Genomic DNA, 14,877 nt, shown 5'->3' with positions numbered 1-14,877 from the left:
TGCTTGATATCTTATGCAGATAAATTTTCTTCATTCAATTGAACTGAAGTCAATTTGTTTCGATATTTCTTAATTAAAGAATTATGTTCGAGTTTTTTCTTCCTTTCAATAAATTGATTAGCAAAACCAATTAATAATCCCAGAGTTATAAAAGCTCCTGGTGGTAAAATCATAATGAGTAAAGGTTCAAAAGAATCAGGAAGAATCTGATAACCAAGAATTGTTCTTGAACCCAGTAGTTCTCTTATACTTCCCATAATGAATAAAGCAATTAGAAAACCTGTACCATTGCCAAGTGCATCCAGAATTGATCTTAAAGGTGTATTTTTAGAAGCAAATGCTTCGGCTCTACCAAGTATTATGCAATTAACAACAATTAAAGGCACAAAAGGACCGAGTGCTTTACTTAGCTCAGGAAATTTAGCTTTCATTACTAAATCTGCTATTGTAACAAAGGTTGCTATAATTACAATATATGATGCAATTCTAACCTGATCTGGAATGAGTTTGCGAACCAATGATATTAAAAAACTTGAAAAGACAAGAACAAAAGTTGTTGCAAGAGCCATTGCAATTCCATTAAGTGCAGATACTGTAACAGCAAGAGTTGGGCACATTCCTAAAATTTGTTTAAATGTTGGATTAATTTCCCAGATGCCCTTAAAAAATTCCTGCCAGTAGCTTACTTGTTTTTTCATAATAAACCTCTATCCCTTAAACTTCGCACTTTTTGAATACCTTCATTTATTATTGAAACAACAGATTTAGAAGATATGGTTGCACCAGTTATTGTTTGAATTTCATTTGGATTTTCTGGTTCTTTTCCTTTTACCCAGTTTATTTTTGGAAAAGTTTGTAATCCTTTGAACTGATTCTTAAAAGGTTCTTCAGTTATTTTTGTTCCTAAACCTGGAGTTTCAACTTGCTCTAAAATTTCGAGTGATGTAGTTTTATTTAAATCTGGAGAGAGACCAACAATTAATCTAATTTTTCCTTGAAAACCATTTCCTTCGTATGCTAAAGAGTAGCCAATTAATTTCTTGTTCGAGTCAAATACTTTGTAGATATCAATTTCTGTTGTATTAATTTTCTCATAGAATTTTCCTTCTGGTTGAACAAGAAAAATTCCTTTTTCGGTTTCAGCTTTTTTATTAGCTGCAATTAAAGGCTCAGCCCATTTATTAACTTTTGTTAATAATGCACCTGATAATATTCCAATTATAGTTAAGGTAGCAATTATTTGAAAAGTCTTTCTCATTTTTGTTCTCCAAAGATTTTTGGTTTTGTTAATCGATTAATCAATGGAACAAAAGCATTCATAATCAAGATGGCATACATAACACCTTCTGGCAAACCACCAAAAGTTCTTATTACAACAATTATTAAAGAAATAGCAAAACCAAAAATCCACATTCCTTTTGAAGTGATGGGAGAAGTAACCCAGTCAGTTGCCATAAAAAATGCTCCAAATAAAAATCCACCTGCGAAAAGATGAAATAATGGATTTGCATATTTTAATGGATCAATTAACCAGAGAATTCCACTAAATAAAATCATTCCGAATATCATAGAAAGTGGAATTCTCCAGTTTACTATTTTTACTGCAATTAAAAAAAATCCACCCAGTAAAATTGCAATAGCAGATGTCTCTCCAATTGAGCCACCGATATTACCAATAATCATAGGCTTGAGTTGTGTTAATACTTTATCAAATTTATAAGCAGCAAGTGGAGTTGCCGAAGTAATTGTGTCAACGGAAAAATTTGGTTTAGACCAAGTAGTCATAGCTACTGGATAAGCAGCTTGTAAAAATGCTCTTCCTATAAGTGCAGGATTAAAAATATTAAATCCAAGTCCACCAAATAATTCCTTCCCAATTGCAATTGAAAATATTGCTCCTAAAGCAGTTGCAGTTAACGAAAAATTCGGTGGAAGAATTAATCCAAGTAAAATGCCTGTAACAACAGCACTACCATCATCAATAGTAACTTTTGATTTTCTAATTTTTTTTATACAGAATTCTGTTGTAATACAAAAGAAAATACTTACAAGTACAATAAGTAATTGATAAGTTCCAAAAAATATTATACCAGAAATTAAAGAAGGCATTAAAGCAAGCACAACAAACCACATTACTTTTTTTGTAGACCATTTTGAATGAATATGTGGTGAGCTGCTTAATTCTAATTTGTTTGAAAATTCGAGTGAGATCATAATATTTTATTTTTATTTTAAATTTTTATACGGATAAAAAATAAAAAGCAATTTTATTTTAATAGCATTAAAGCTTCTTTTGATCATCTGTTATAAGTTATAAATCTAATTAAACTATTATCCAAAATGGTTTACTTAAGAAATTATACTCATAGCTTTTTGTTTACCCAATCTAATCCATTGAACAAGTGGAATATTTGCTGGACAATTATATGTACAGGTCCCACATTCCATACAAACTGTTATACCAAGATTCTTAGCATCTTCATACTTTTTAAATTGTGTTAAACGAGCAAGACGAGTTGGTATTAAATTTAATGGACAAACTTCAACGCACTTTCCACATCTTAAACAATTTGTTTCTTTGAAATTAGTTACTTCTTCATCATTTAAAACAAGGATTCCCGAAGTTGCTTTTGTAACAGGAGCAGATAAATCGTACTGAGCAATGCCCATCATTGGACCACCAACGATAATTTTTTTAGTATTACTTTTTATTCCACCGCAAAAGTTTATTATATCGATTAATGGCGTTCCAACTCTTGCAATTAAATTTTTTGGTTTGTTAATACCTTTGCCAGATACAGTAATAGCGGCTGTTATTTGTGGTTCTCCTTTAGATATTGCATCGTAAATAGAAATTGTAGTCCCGATATTATGAATAATGCAACCAACATCAAATGGAAGTTTACCAGGAGGAACTTCACGATTAATAACTGCCTTAATTAGCATTTTTTCTGCACCCTGAGGATATTTTGTTTTAAGTGGAATAATAGATATATCAGAATAATTTGAGAGTGCTTTTTTTAGTTTATTTATAGCTTCAATTTTATTGTCTTCAATTCCAATAATTCCTTTGCTGGCATTAACAGCTTTCATAATTAATTTTAAGCCAGATATAATATCATCCGTTCTTTCTATCATTAAACGATAATCTCTTGTAAGATAAGGTTCGCATTCACAACCATTTAGAATAACATAATCAATTTTTTTATCTGGAGGTGAAAGTTTTACATATGCTGGGAATGCTGCTCCACCAAGTCCAACTATTCCAGCATCTTTAATTCTTGTTTTAATTTCTTCTGCGGTTATTGCTTCAATATTTAAAGAGGGCATTTTACAAAATTCTTCGTTTTCATCTGTTTCAATAAAAATTGATTCTTTAATAAATCCATTTACATTTACAGCAGAAGAGATTTTTATGACTTTCCCTGTAACAGAACTATGAATGTTTGCTGAAATGTATCCATCTTGTTCAGCAATAAGTTCGCCAGTTTTAACTTTAGTTCCTTTGTTAATTAATGGTTTAGCTGGTTTTCCTGTATGTTGTGAGAGAGGAATTATTACCTGTTTTGGAGGAGGCATAATTTCAAAAGAAAGATCTTCTGTTAATTCTTTATAAGTATTGGGATGAATTCCACCTCTAAATGTTTTCTTTTGATTAAAGAATAGCATAACCGTGCCTTAGTAATTATAGAATGAGAGTTAAGACATAATCTATGCCATCTTTTTTCTTTGATAATTATTTTATAACATAATTATTCTTGAAATATTCTATTGAATGCAATGTTTAATAAGCTAATCGGAGATAGAATTGATTTTAGTTTTCAGAAATGAAAAAATTATTTGACTTTTTGAGAATTAAACGATTATGGATTCAAGCTCTTCTTTTTTGTTTTCTGAGATTATTTCTTCGGATTGTAAGAACTTTAAGCTGGTATTTATAATATCATTTTGTATTTCTATTATATATAAACCAGGCTGTGAATAATAATCACTTTCAATTGAGCCACCAGCATTAATGAATCTTATCCCTTTGCGATAATATTCTTTTAATTCGTGACTGTGTCCATGCAATACTAATTTAATATTATTTTTCTTAAATAATTTTATCAATTTTTTCTTGCCCCTTAATTTCATGGTATAGTTTTCAATTTTATTCCAGAAAGCATTGAATGAACTTGATGCATTAATATTATTTTTATAAAAGTGATGATGAATCAATACTATTTTCAGTTTTTCTTTTAAGTGTGGTAAGTTCAATAATTTTTTTAATTCTTTTCTTTGCTCTTTGTTTACTTTTCCATTTGAAGCGAAAGGATTTTTTATTTTAGAATATTTATCAATAGAATTAATTCCTATCAATGCAATATTCCCAAATATTTTTGCATATGGGAATACATTTTTTGAAATTGTAATAGTTTTATCAAATAGTTCTTTAAAGTGAGAAATAAATACTAATAACTTTTCATTATAATTTGTATTTGAACATTTAGACGGAAAATTTGTGATATCACTTACTGTTTGAACACCACCAAATATATCGTGGTTACCAATTATAATGGATGTTTTTTCACTCTTAAGAAGGTTGTTTGTTTCAAGAATCTTTTTTAGTATTAGGTAGTCATTTTCATTAGAATTATCTGATATGTCACCAGTGATGATTAAATGGTCAACATTTTCTTTAAGAGCTAATCTAATAAGCTTGCGAACACGCTTAATATTGTGCTTTTTGTGCTTTAGACAAATATGTAAATCCGAAATGTGGGCTATTTTTATTTTTTCCATATATGCAATTTACAAGTTGAATGTTAAGAGAATTTAAACTGTATATTAAATAATTATTAAGGATTATATTTTACTTAACAATTTGTTAATTAAAAGGTAATAATAGCATAACATCAAAAAAATATTTTTTTTCATAAAATTGTATTCTAAAAACGAGTTATTATGAAAAAGAAAGTTTTATTTATCTGTGGTTCTCTCAATCAAACAACAATGATGCATAAAATTTCGTTGCATTTCAAAGATTATGATTGTTATTTCACTCCATACTATGCAGATGGATTTTTGGACTGGCTTGCAAAAAATGGAATTCTTGATTTTACAATTCTTGGTGGGAATTTCAAAAAACAGACCGAAGAATATCTAAGAAAAAATGAATTGAAAGTAGATTACAAAGGATTAAGTAATAATTATGATCTGGTTTATACCTGTGCTGATTTAATTATGCCAAAAAATATTCGAAACAAAAAAGTAATTCTTGTTCAGGAAGGAATGACAGACCCAGAAAACTTTTTGTTTTATCTTGTTAAATATTTCAATTTTCCACGTTGGGCTGCAAGCACAGCTGCAATGGGAATGTCGAATATGTATGATATTTTTTGTGTAGCTTCAGAAGGTTATAAAAGATTATTCATAAAAAAAGGGGCAAAACCAGAAAAAATAATTGTTACTGGAATTCCGAATTTTGATAATGCCAAACAATATTTAAATAATGATTTTCCATATAAAAATTTTGTTTTAGTGGCTACATCGGATATGCGAGAGACATTTAAATATGAAAATCGAAAAAAGTTTATTAAAGAATGTGTTAGAATTGCAAATGGTCGTCAATTAATTTTTAAGCTTCATCCAAATGAAAAATACGATAGGGCAATTCGAGAAATAAATAAATATGCTCCAGGTGCAATTGTATTTCAAAATGGGAATACGAATCACATGATTGCTAATTGTGATGTACTAATTACTAAATATTCATCGGTAGTTTATATTGGACTTGCACTCGGGAAAGAAGTTTATTCATCATTTGATATTAACGTTTTAAAACAATTGATGCCGATTCAGAATAATGGAACTTCTGCAGAGAGAATTGCAAGAATAGGTATTCATCTTCTTGAATCTTCAAATTATTCTCTGGAAGAAATTCATGAACAATATGAACTGAAAGCGATATAATTAAAGTAAACATCATGAGTTCATATTTAATAATGAAGACATCAAAAAAATTAATATAAAAAATGAAAATAGTAACTGTAATTCAAGCAAGGATGTCTTCAACACGATTACCTGGAAAGGTAATGCTTCCAATTCTTGGAAAGCCACTATTGATCAGAATGGTCGAAAGAGTCAAAAGAGCAAAATTTATTGGTGAACTTGTTATAGCAACTTCAACTAATCCAGAAGACGATAAAATTGAAAATCTCTGTCTTGAAAATAATTTAAATTGCTTTAGAGGCCATTTGACAGATTTATTGGACAGACATTATCAGGTTGGAAAATTTTATAATGCAGATGCAGTTGTTAAAATTCCTTCTGATTGCCCACTGATTGACCCACATGTAATTGATGATGTAATTAAATATTATATTGCTAATTCCGATAAGTATGATTACGTGAGTAATTTGCATCCTGCTACTTATCCAGATGGTAATGATGTTGAAGTAATTTCTTTCAAAGCTCTTGAATGTGCATGGAAAGAAGCACAAAAAGATTTTGAACGTGAACATACAACCCCATACATCTGGGAGAATCCAGATAAATTTAGAATTGGAAATGTTGTCTGGGAAACAGGTTTTGACTATTCAACAACACATCGCTGGACAATTGATTTTGATGAAGATTATCAATTTATAAAAAGAGTTTATGAAGAATTATATGAACAGGATTATCCTTTTGGTCTTTATGATATTATCAACTTGTTGAAGCAAAAACCAGAAATTTATGAAATAAATAAAAAGTATATTGGAAAATACTGGTATGAAAATCATCTTGATGAATTAAAAAATATAGATGATTATAAAAATAAAATAAAAGGGAAATTAGAATTCAATAACAATTGAAATAGAACGTCATGGCAAACAAAATAAGTTTATCTAATGATTATCCTGAAATTACAAAATCAAATGAATATTATAACCGTGCACTAAAATTAATTCCTTCTGTTACTCAAACTCTTGCTAAAGGTCCAACTCAATGGATTAATGGAGTTGCTCCAAAATATTTAGTTAAAGGAAAAGGTTCTCATGTGTGGGATGTTGATGGAAATGAATATATCGATTTTATGATGGCTGTTGGTCCACTCTCTCTTGGTTATGCTTATCCACGTGTAGACGAAGCAATAAAAAAACAACTTGAAGATGGAATTACTTTTTCGATGATGCACCCTCTCGAAGTTGAAGTTGCCGAAATGATTCATTCAATTATTCCAAATGCTGAATCTGTGCGATACAGTAAAACTGGTGCTGATGTTACAAGTGCAGCAATTCGTCTTGCAAGAGCTTTTACTGGTAAAAACAAAATATTATGTTGTGGATATCATGGATGGCACGATTGGTATATTTCTGTTACAGCAAGAAATAATGGGATACCAAAAGAAGTCCAATCTTTAACTTACACATTTAATTATAATGACATTGATTCTGTAAAAAATTCTATTGATGATGATACTGCAGCTGTAATTCTTGAACCAGTAGTGTTTCATGAACCTAAAGATAACTTTTTGCATAAACTTGCAGACCTTTGTAAAGAAAATGGTATTGTTTTGATTTTTGATGAAATGTGGACTGGTTTTAGAATGGCATTAGGTGGTGCTCAGGAATTCTTTGGAATAACTCCTGACCTGGCAACTTATTCAAAAGCAGTTGCTAATGGAATGCCAATCGCAATTCTTACTGGTCGAAAAGAGATTATGGAACTGTTAGACGATGATGTATTCTTTTATACAACTTTTGGTGGCGAAGCTCTTTCTCTCGCAGCAGCTAAAGCAACTATTGAAGAACTTAAAGAAAAAAATGTTCCTGAATATTTAAATAAAGTTGGAAAAAAATTAAAAGATGGATATAATGAAATTGCAAGTAAACTTGGAATAAATTTTACAAAAGCAATTGGTTACAACTGGCGTTCAATGGCTACATTTGATGAAAAAGCTGGTGACCCACTTTTACAAAAATCTCTAATGCAACAGGAAATGATTAAACGTGGTGTTTTATGGCAGGGATTTCATAATATCTCTTTTTCTCATACTGATGAAGATATTGATTATACACTTGCAGCTCTGGAAGAATCAATGTCAATTCTTAAAAAGGCAGTAGAAAAAAATAATTTAAGAGAGACTTTAAAGGGAGAACCTGTTCAACCTGTATTCAGAAAAGTTGATAACTTTAATATAAAACCTAAAAAATAATTTCGGAATTTATGGAAATATTTTCTCTGAAAAATAAAGTTGCTATAGTTACAGGTGCTATTGGTTTACTTGGAAAAGAACATTGTAAAGCATTAAGCGAAGCTGGTGCAAATGTAATTGTTGTAGATCTAAACGAAGAAGAATGTAAAGAATTTGCAAAATCACTTCCAACCGAATCAATGGGAATTTATGCAGATGTAACTAATCCAGAATCAATAAAAAATTTACGCGATAAGGTTATTGAAAAATTTGGTCGTATTGATGTTCTTGTTAATAATGCTGCTATTAATGATATGTTTGAAAATCCTAAAGCTGCTTTGGAACAATCCAAATTTGAAAATTATCCGCTCGAACTATGGCAAAAATCTGTTGATGTTAATTTAACTGGAGTCTTTCTTTGTTCGCAAATTATTGGCTCTGTAATGGCAAAACAAAAATCTGGAAGTATAATTAATATTGCATCAACATATGGAATTGTAGCACCAGATCAATCATTATATCAAGACAAAGATGGAAAACAAATTTTTTATAAGCCCCCTGCTTATTCAGCTACTAAAGGAGCAATAATAATGTTTACAAAATATTTAGCTGCATATTGGGGAAACAGTGGAGTAAGAGTTAATACATTAACTCCAGGTGGTGTTGAAAATTTTCAGGATGAATTTTTTATAGAGCAATATTCAAAAAGAACTATGCTCAAAAGGATGGCAAAACCAACTGACTACAAAGGTGCATTGATTTTTCTTGCCAGTGATGCTTCTGCTTATATGACAGGTGCAAATCTTATTGTTGATGGGGGCTGGACAGCTTGGTGAAATTTATTAACAAATTTCTGGATTAATAATGGCTAAAAAAAAATATTCAAAAAAAGAATTGATTAAAAAAGCATCTAAAATCAAATTGCTTTTGACTGATGTTGATGGTGTTCTTACCGATACTGGAGTTTATTATTCTGCAAAAGGTGAAGAGATGAAAAGATTTTCTATACGAGATGGAATGGGAGTGGAAAGATTAAGAAAACTTGTAAATGTAGAAACTGGTATTATTACACGAGAAGATACTGATATAATAAAAAGTCGTGCAAGAAAATTAAAAATCAACGAGTTGCATCTTGGCATAATTGATAAAGAAGTTATACTTGATGAAATTCTGAATAGAAAAAATTTATCTATTGATGAAGTTGCATACATCGGTGATGATACAAATGATATTGAAATTATGAAACGAGTTGGATTGTGTGCATGTCCAAACGATGCAACTGAATTTGCAAAACGAATTGCTCATATTATAACTAAAAATAATGGTGGATATGGTGCATTTCGCGATTTTGCAGAATTTATAATTGAATCAAAACTAAATAAGAGAAAAATATGAACACAAATAAAATTAAAGTTGGAAAACACTACATTGGCGAAGGCGAGCCAGTGTATATTATTGCAGAAATTGGTATTAATCACAATGGCTCAATAGAACTTGCAAAAAAATTAATTGATGGAGCAATTTTTGCAGGTTGCAATGCAGTCAAATTTCAGAAAAGAACACCAGAGCTGTGTGTACCAAAAGATCAATGGGATATCGAAAGAGATACACCATGGGGTAGAATTTCTTATATCGAGTATCGACGTAAAATAGAATTTGGTTACAATGAGTATAAAGAAATTGATGAATATTGCAAACAAAAAGGAATTGATTGGTTTGCTTCTGCATGGGACGAAGAAGCAGTAGATTTTCTGGAAGAATTTGATCCCATTATGTATAAAGTTGCATCAGCTTCTTTAACAGATGAAAAATTGTTAAGAAAAATTAAATCAACGAAAAGACCCATTATGCTTTCTACTGGTATGTCAACACTCGATGAAATAGAAAGAGCAGTAGAATTACTTGGAAGAAATAATTTATTGATAGCACAGAGTACTTCAACCTATCCATGTCGTCTTGAAGAATTAAATTTGAGAGTAATACAAACTTATAAAAAGAAATTTCCTGGAGTACCGATTGGTTATTCTGGTCATGAAACTGGATTAGCACCAACACTTGCTGCTGTAGCACTGGGAGCTACATTTGTAGAAAGACATATTACGCTCGATAGAGCAATGTGGGGAACTGACCAGGCAGCTTCAGTTGAAATTGGCGGCATGTTTCGATTAGTTAAAGATATTAGAGATATTGAAAAAGCTCTTGGCGATGGAATTAAAAAAGTTTATGATAGTGAATTAAGCAACATGAAAAAATTGAGAAGATTTTATAACGAGATTATTTATTCAACGGAGATAAAATGAAAAAATTAATTTTTCTTTTGTTTGCTTTAATTCTTCTTTCTCAAATTCATGGGAAAGATTTTACAATTTATTCACCAGATAAAAAATTAAAAGCTAATATCACTATTTCAAGTAATATTACTTATTCAATTTTCAAAGATACTCTTCAAATTATATCCCCTTCTCAAATCTCAATGAAATTATCTGATAATTTAATTCTTGGTCAAAAGCCAATTTTAATTAATTCTAAAAAAAGAACAATTAATCAAATTATTAAACCTGTTGTAAAACAAAAATTTGATACTATAATTGATAATTACAACGAACTTACTCTTGACTTCAAAAATAATTATTCAATCATTTTCAGAGTTTATAATGATGGTGTAGCTTATAGATTTGTAACAAAATTCAAAGATAGTATTACAGTCTACTCAGAACAATTTGAAGCAAACTTTCCAGATGATTATAAAATTTATTTCCCTGAAGAAGAAAGTTTTATGTCGCATTCCGAAAGATTGTATAAATATATAAATGTAAGTGAAATAACATCAAATAGATTTTGTTCTTTACCAGCACTGATTGAAATTGATAATAATATTAAATGTGCAATTACAGAAGCAGATCTTGAAGATTATCCTGGTATGTATTTGCAGGGGAATAATGAATCGAAATTCAAACTTGCTGGACTTTTTCCCAATTATCCTTCAAAAGAAGAAGCAAAAAATGATAGAGATATTTATGTGGTCGAACGAACCGATTATTTGGTTAAAACAATTGGTAATCGCAATTTCCCATGGCGTGTTTTTGTTGTTACAGAAAACGATGCTCAATTGATCGAAAGTACAATTATCTATAAACTTGCAAAACCACACGATGAAAATCTTGATTTTTCGTGGGTTAAACCTGGTAAAGTTGCATGGGATTGGTGGAATGCAAATAATATTTATGGTGTAGATTTTCGTGCGGGCATTAATACACAAACATATAAGTACTATATTGACTTTGCTTCTAAATATGGGATTGAATATGTAATTCTCGATGAAGGCTGGTACAAATTAGGAAATTTGTTGGAAGTTAATCCTGAGATTGATGTTGAAGAAATTGTAAATTATGGTAAGCAGAAAAATGTGGGAATAATTCTCTGGGCAATCTGGAAAACCTTAGATGATCAATTCGAAGAAGCAATGAATCAATTTGAAAAATGGGGTATCAAAGGAATTAAAGTGGATTTTATGCAAAGAGATGATGCTAAAATGGTTAATTTCTATTATAAAGTAGCACGAGAAGCTGCTAAAAGAAAATTCCTTGTTGATTTTCATGGAGCTTATAAACCGACCGGTTTATATAGAACTTATCCTAATGTAATTACAAGTGAAGGTGTGCTTGGTGCAGAACATAATAAATGGAGTGAAAATGTTACACCTGAACATACATTAACAATTCCATTTATAAGAATGCTTGCTGGTCCTATGGATTTTACACCGGGAGCTATGAGAAATGCTACTAAAGAAAATTTTAGAATTATATTTACAGAACCAATGAGTCAGGGTACTCGCTGTCGTCAACTTGCTATGTATGTTGTTTATGAAAGCCCATTACAAATGCTTGCAGATTCTCCAACAAATTACTTGAAAGAACCAGAATGTATGGAATTTCTTTCTAAAGTGCCTGTTGTATGGGATTATACTAAAGTGCTCGATGCAAAAATTTCTAAATATGTTTTACTTGCAAGAAAAAGTGGTGATAAATGGTATGTTGGTGCAATGACAAACTGGCAACCAAGAAATTTAAATATTGATTTTTCATTTCTCGATGATGGACGTGAATATAAAGCTACAATTTATCAGGATGGCATAAATGCAGATCGAAATGCGAATGATTTTAAAATGATAAAAAAGACAATTACAAAAAACGATAAATTAGAAATTCACATGTCACCAGGTGGAGGATGGGTAGCAGTTCTGGAATAATAAGTGTGAATTAAACTTATTTTATTGAGGGTTTGTTTTAATGTGAAAACGTATATTGACATATGCATCTCGAAAGTTATGAATTGATATCATACCTGATAATTACTTTTTCCGCATTATTATTTCTAATATTAGAAAGAATTTTTTCTTATAACAGAGGGCAAAAATTATTTCGAGAAGGTTTTTTTGATGACTTCGTTTTATATACAATTGCTCAAAGTTATATTCTTGGAATTTTCATTTTTACTTACATTATTAATTCATTTGATTACTTAACTGGATTATCGCGATTAAAATTATTTGAGAATGTACCTATCTGGTTACAACTAATTTTCTTCTTGATTACTCATGATTTATATATTTACTGGATGCATCGCTGGCAGCATAGTAATAAATATTTATGGCGTCTGCACGAAGCACATCATTCATCAAAAAAAGTTGATTGGCTTGCAGGTTCACGTTCACATGCTTTTGAAATATTAATTAATCAAACTGTAGAATTTCTCCCGATTGTACTTCTTGGTTCTCCACCAGAAGTTATAGCTTATAAAGGTGTAATTAGTGCTGTCTGGGGAATGTATATTCATTCAAATATCAGTTTTAAAACAGGAAAACTTAAGTATATCATTAACGGTCCTGAAATGCATAGATGGCATCACACAACAGGTAAAGGTCGTAATCGAAATTTTGCAACAAAATTAGCTATATGGGATTGGCTTTTTAATACAGCTTATCTTCCACAAGAAAAAGCTAATGAGTATGGTTTAAAAACTTTCTTTCCCAAAAATTACTTTATGCAATTTTTATATGTATTCAGACCATTTAGAAAAAATAATAATAAACTTCTATCCAAAATTTTTATTACTGATAATACTCAAGTTATAAATTAGAAATAATTTTATCTTTTGGATGACGAACAGAATAAATTAATTTTCTTGTTGTAGATTCAGATTCTTTAAGCGAAATAGCCCATCTGATTCTGCCATCATTTTCATAATAAGTTCCATTATCGTAATCAATGAGTTTAACTTTAATATCTTCATTTTTTGAAATAGGGATTTGATCTTCTACTATTAAATTAACAGGAATTGTTTTGTTATTTTTTATTTTTATTTCGTAGGCAAAAGTTCTTTCAATGTCATTACTCAAAAATTTATTTTCAGTGAAATCTTTGATGACTTGTTTGGAAAGAGTAATGTTTTGATCTCTTCCAAGTGATATGGTCATGGTGTCTTTCGAAATATATGGATTTAGATAAGTTTTTCCCACATATGAATTTTCAAAATAAATATTTGCTTCGCCAGGAAGAAGACTATATTCATTCCATTTACTCAAATATGCAACAAGAAATGCATTGTTATCTAATTTAGGTACAGCATAATATTCGTAATTGGTATTAATTGTTATATTTTTTAATTCAACGACATGTGGTTTATTATCTGATGTAATTGAATAGTTTATATCAGGAATAAATTCTGTAGTAAGTTGAGTTTGAATTATGTCAAAATTTTCAATTGCTGCATTTTCTAAACTTTCTTCCGAAATTAAAGTTTGTGGTGCAAAAATTCTTTTAGCAGAAACTCCAGCATCTTTCATTAGAAATTGTTTTTCAAAATCTATAAACCATGGAAATAATTCTGGTTTGTTATTACTGATAGCAGTATTTCTGGTTGTTAAAATCACTTCAACATTTTCCCAATCTATACCACTATTTTGTTTGATGATGGCTTTGTATTTTAAATTTGCTGGCGAATTTATGTTATCTACACGAATATCGTAAGCAGGAGACCAGGATGCATCGTCAATTAAATATGATATAGTAAAATTTGCTTCTAATTTTTCTTTAGAATTTACTGTAACTACTATTTCATTGACAGGTTTATTTAAATTAGCATTTAATTCATTCAGCTGTTTTGTTATTCTATCAATATTATTTTGTAAATCTTTTATTTCTTGAGAAAGATCAGATATATCATATTTTAATTCTGTAAGCTTTTTCCTGAAGTAATCTGAAAATTTCTGAAGTTCATTAATAGAAGTGCCTTTATCTTTTCCACCAATAATTTTATTGGCAAAAAGAAGTTCAATTTCTGCATTTAATACATCAAGGTTATTCTGTTTAATAGAAAGATATTTTTTAAATATTTTCAGTGAATCTTCGAGAACTTTAATGCGAGAATTTTTTTCGGGTGATTTTAAGTAATCAACTTTTTGTTCTACAGATAGAATATTTAAATTTCTATTTACAGAAATGTTAATACTATTTGGATTAATATTTTGTGCAATTCCATAAAAAATAATGTCGGTATTACCATTTTCAAGTTTTACTTGTGCTGAATGAGTAATTTCTGCTCCTTTAAGAAATACTTTTACTTTTTTTAAATTTGCTTTAATAAACTGTTCTTTTGAAGCATTTACCTGTGTAGATAAAAAAATAAGGATTAATAAAGCTAAATGTTTCATATTACCT

Annotated in this window: 14 protein-coding genes; 8 read left to right on the top strand and 6 right to left on the bottom strand. The window is 29.8% G+C overall.

Annotated elements, in window-relative coordinates:
- Nucleotides 1–11 precede the first annotated feature (11 nt).
- From rsxE to VJY38_RS11410, 5 genes are all read right to left on the bottom strand, one after another.
- Nucleotides 12–698, bottom strand: a complete 687-nt coding sequence (gene rsxE / locus VJY38_RS11430; RefSeq protein WP_353680842.1) for an electron transport complex subunit RsxE — start codon at nt 696–698, stop codon at nt 12–14.
- Nucleotides 695–1,258 (bottom strand): RnfABCDGE type electron transport complex subunit G, encoded by a 564-nt coding sequence (locus VJY38_RS11425; protein WP_353680841.1) that lies wholly within the window; start codon nt 1,256–1,258, stop codon nt 695–697. Before VJY38_RS11425 ends, rsxE begins: the two co-directional genes overlap by 4 nt.
- Nucleotides 1,255–2,214 carry an RnfABCDGE type electron transport complex subunit D gene (locus VJY38_RS11420; protein ID WP_353680840.1) on the bottom strand — a complete coding sequence of 320 codons (960 nt, stop codon included), beginning with the start codon at nt 2,212–2,214 and terminating at the stop codon, nt 1,255–1,257. Before VJY38_RS11420 ends, VJY38_RS11425 begins: the two co-directional genes overlap by 4 nt.
- Nucleotides 2,215–2,349: 135 nt before the next feature.
- The gene (gene rsxC / locus VJY38_RS11415; protein ID WP_353680839.1) at nt 2,350–3,669 is read right to left on the bottom strand and encodes an electron transport complex subunit RsxC; all 1,320 of its coding nucleotides are present in this window, start codon (nt 3,667–3,669) and stop codon (nt 2,350–2,352) included.
- 186 nt (nt 3,670–3,855) lie between these two features.
- On the bottom strand, nt 3,856–4,782 hold the full coding sequence (locus VJY38_RS11410; protein WP_353680838.1) for a metallophosphoesterase family protein: 927 nt from the start codon (nt 4,780–4,782) through the stop codon (nt 3,856–3,858).
- A 162-nt stretch (nt 4,783–4,944) separates the two neighbouring features.
- Between VJY38_RS11410 and VJY38_RS11405 the strand changes: the two genes are divergently transcribed.
- The 8 genes from VJY38_RS11405 to VJY38_RS11370 all read left to right on the top strand — a co-directional run bounded on the left by VJY38_RS11405 (nt 4,945) and on the right by VJY38_RS11370 (nt 13,297).
- Complete coding sequence (locus VJY38_RS11405; protein ID WP_353680837.1) at nt 4,945–5,952, top strand: CDP-glycerol glycerophosphotransferase family protein; 1,008 nt, start codon at nt 4,945–4,947, stop codon at nt 5,950–5,952.
- Between the two features lie 62 nt (nt 5,953–6,014).
- The gene (locus VJY38_RS11400; protein ID WP_353680836.1) at nt 6,015–6,836 is read left to right on the top strand and encodes a cytidylyltransferase domain-containing protein; all 822 of its coding nucleotides are present in this window, start codon (nt 6,015–6,017) and stop codon (nt 6,834–6,836) included.
- An 11-nt stretch (nt 6,837–6,847) separates the two neighbouring features.
- Nucleotides 6,848–8,179, top strand: a complete 1,332-nt coding sequence (locus VJY38_RS11395; protein WP_353680835.1) for an aminotransferase class III-fold pyridoxal phosphate-dependent enzyme — start codon at nt 6,848–6,850, stop codon at nt 8,177–8,179.
- Between the two features lie 11 nt (nt 8,180–8,190).
- Entirely contained in the window at nt 8,191–8,994 is an 804-nt protein-coding gene (locus VJY38_RS11390) for an SDR family oxidoreductase (RefSeq protein WP_353680834.1), read from the top strand.
- 28 nt (nt 8,995–9,022) lie between these two features.
- Nucleotides 9,023–9,553 (top strand): KdsC family phosphatase, encoded by a 531-nt coding sequence (locus VJY38_RS11385; RefSeq protein ID WP_353680833.1) that lies wholly within the window; start codon nt 9,023–9,025, stop codon nt 9,551–9,553.
- The gene (locus VJY38_RS11380) at nt 9,550–10,458 is read left to right on the top strand and encodes an N-acetylneuraminate synthase family protein (protein WP_353680832.1); all 909 of its coding nucleotides are present in this window, start codon (nt 9,550–9,552) and stop codon (nt 10,456–10,458) included. Before VJY38_RS11385 ends, VJY38_RS11380 begins: the two co-directional genes overlap by 4 nt.
- Nucleotides 10,455–12,407, top strand: coding sequence for a retaining alpha-galactosidase (locus VJY38_RS11375; protein ID WP_353680831.1), 1,953 nt, complete (start codon nt 10,455–10,457; stop codon nt 12,405–12,407). Before VJY38_RS11380 ends, VJY38_RS11375 begins: the two co-directional genes overlap by 4 nt.
- A gap of 62 nt (nt 12,408–12,469) precedes the next feature.
- Nucleotides 12,470–13,297 (top strand): sterol desaturase family protein, encoded by an 828-nt coding sequence (locus VJY38_RS11370; RefSeq protein WP_353680830.1) that lies wholly within the window; start codon nt 12,470–12,472, stop codon nt 13,295–13,297.
- Here the strand turns inward: VJY38_RS11370 and VJY38_RS11365 are convergent.
- Nucleotides 13,287–14,870: a DUF4139 domain-containing protein gene (locus VJY38_RS11365; RefSeq protein WP_353680829.1), complete on the bottom strand. Its 1,584-nt coding sequence runs from the start codon at nt 14,868–14,870 to the stop codon at nt 13,287–13,289. The genes VJY38_RS11370 and VJY38_RS11365 overlap by 11 nt on opposite strands.
- Between the last annotated feature and the right edge of the window lie 7 nt (nt 14,871–14,877).

Source organism: Rosettibacter firmus (assembly GCF_036860695.1).
GTDB lineage: Bacteria > Bacteroidota > Ignavibacteria > Ignavibacteriales > Melioribacteraceae > Rosettibacter > Rosettibacter firmus.
Note: the sequence above shows the minus strand (reverse complement) of the source record. Positions and strands in the feature narration are given on the sequence as shown.

What these genes read in the sequence shown, in the direction of transcription:
- VJY38_RS11385 (WP_353680833.1), top strand. Translation starts at nt 9,023, where the DNA reads ATGGCTAAAAAAAAATATTCAAAAAAAGAATTGATTAAAAAAGCATCT.
- VJY38_RS11410 (WP_353680838.1), bottom strand. Translation starts at nt 4,782, where the DNA reads ATGGAAAAAATAAAAATAGCCCACATTTCGGATTTACATATTTGTCTA.
- VJY38_RS11370 (WP_353680830.1), top strand. Translation starts at nt 12,470, where the DNA reads ATGCATCTCGAAAGTTATGAATTGATATCATACCTGATAATTACTTTT.
- VJY38_RS11375 (WP_353680831.1), top strand. Translation starts at nt 10,455, where the DNA reads ATGAAAAAATTAATTTTTCTTTTGTTTGCTTTAATTCTTCTTTCTCAA.
- VJY38_RS11425 (WP_353680841.1), bottom strand. Translation starts at nt 1,258, where the DNA reads ATGAGAAAGACTTTTCAAATAATTGCTACCTTAACTATAATTGGAATA.
- VJY38_RS11365 (WP_353680829.1), bottom strand. Translation starts at nt 14,870, where the DNA reads ATGAAACATTTAGCTTTATTAATCCTTATTTTTTTATCTACACAGGTA.
- VJY38_RS11400 (WP_353680836.1), top strand. Translation starts at nt 6,015, where the DNA reads ATGAAAATAGTAACTGTAATTCAAGCAAGGATGTCTTCAACACGATTA.
- VJY38_RS11420 (WP_353680840.1), bottom strand. Translation starts at nt 2,214, where the DNA reads ATGATCTCACTCGAATTTTCAAACAAATTAGAATTAAGCAGCTCACCA.
- rsxC (WP_353680839.1), bottom strand. Translation starts at nt 3,669, where the DNA reads ATGCTATTCTTTAATCAAAAGAAAACATTTAGAGGTGGAATTCATCCC.
- VJY38_RS11380 (WP_353680832.1), top strand. Translation starts at nt 9,550, where the DNA reads ATGAACACAAATAAAATTAAAGTTGGAAAACACTACATTGGCGAAGGC.
- rsxE (WP_353680842.1), bottom strand. Translation starts at nt 698, where the DNA reads ATGAAAAAACAAGTAAGCTACTGGCAGGAATTTTTTAAGGGCATCTGG.
- VJY38_RS11390 (WP_353680834.1), top strand. Translation starts at nt 8,191, where the DNA reads ATGGAAATATTTTCTCTGAAAAATAAAGTTGCTATAGTTACAGGTGCT.
- VJY38_RS11395 (WP_353680835.1), top strand. Translation starts at nt 6,848, where the DNA reads ATGGCAAACAAAATAAGTTTATCTAATGATTATCCTGAAATTACAAAA.
- VJY38_RS11405 (WP_353680837.1), top strand. Translation starts at nt 4,945, where the DNA reads ATGAAAAAGAAAGTTTTATTTATCTGTGGTTCTCTCAATCAAACAACA.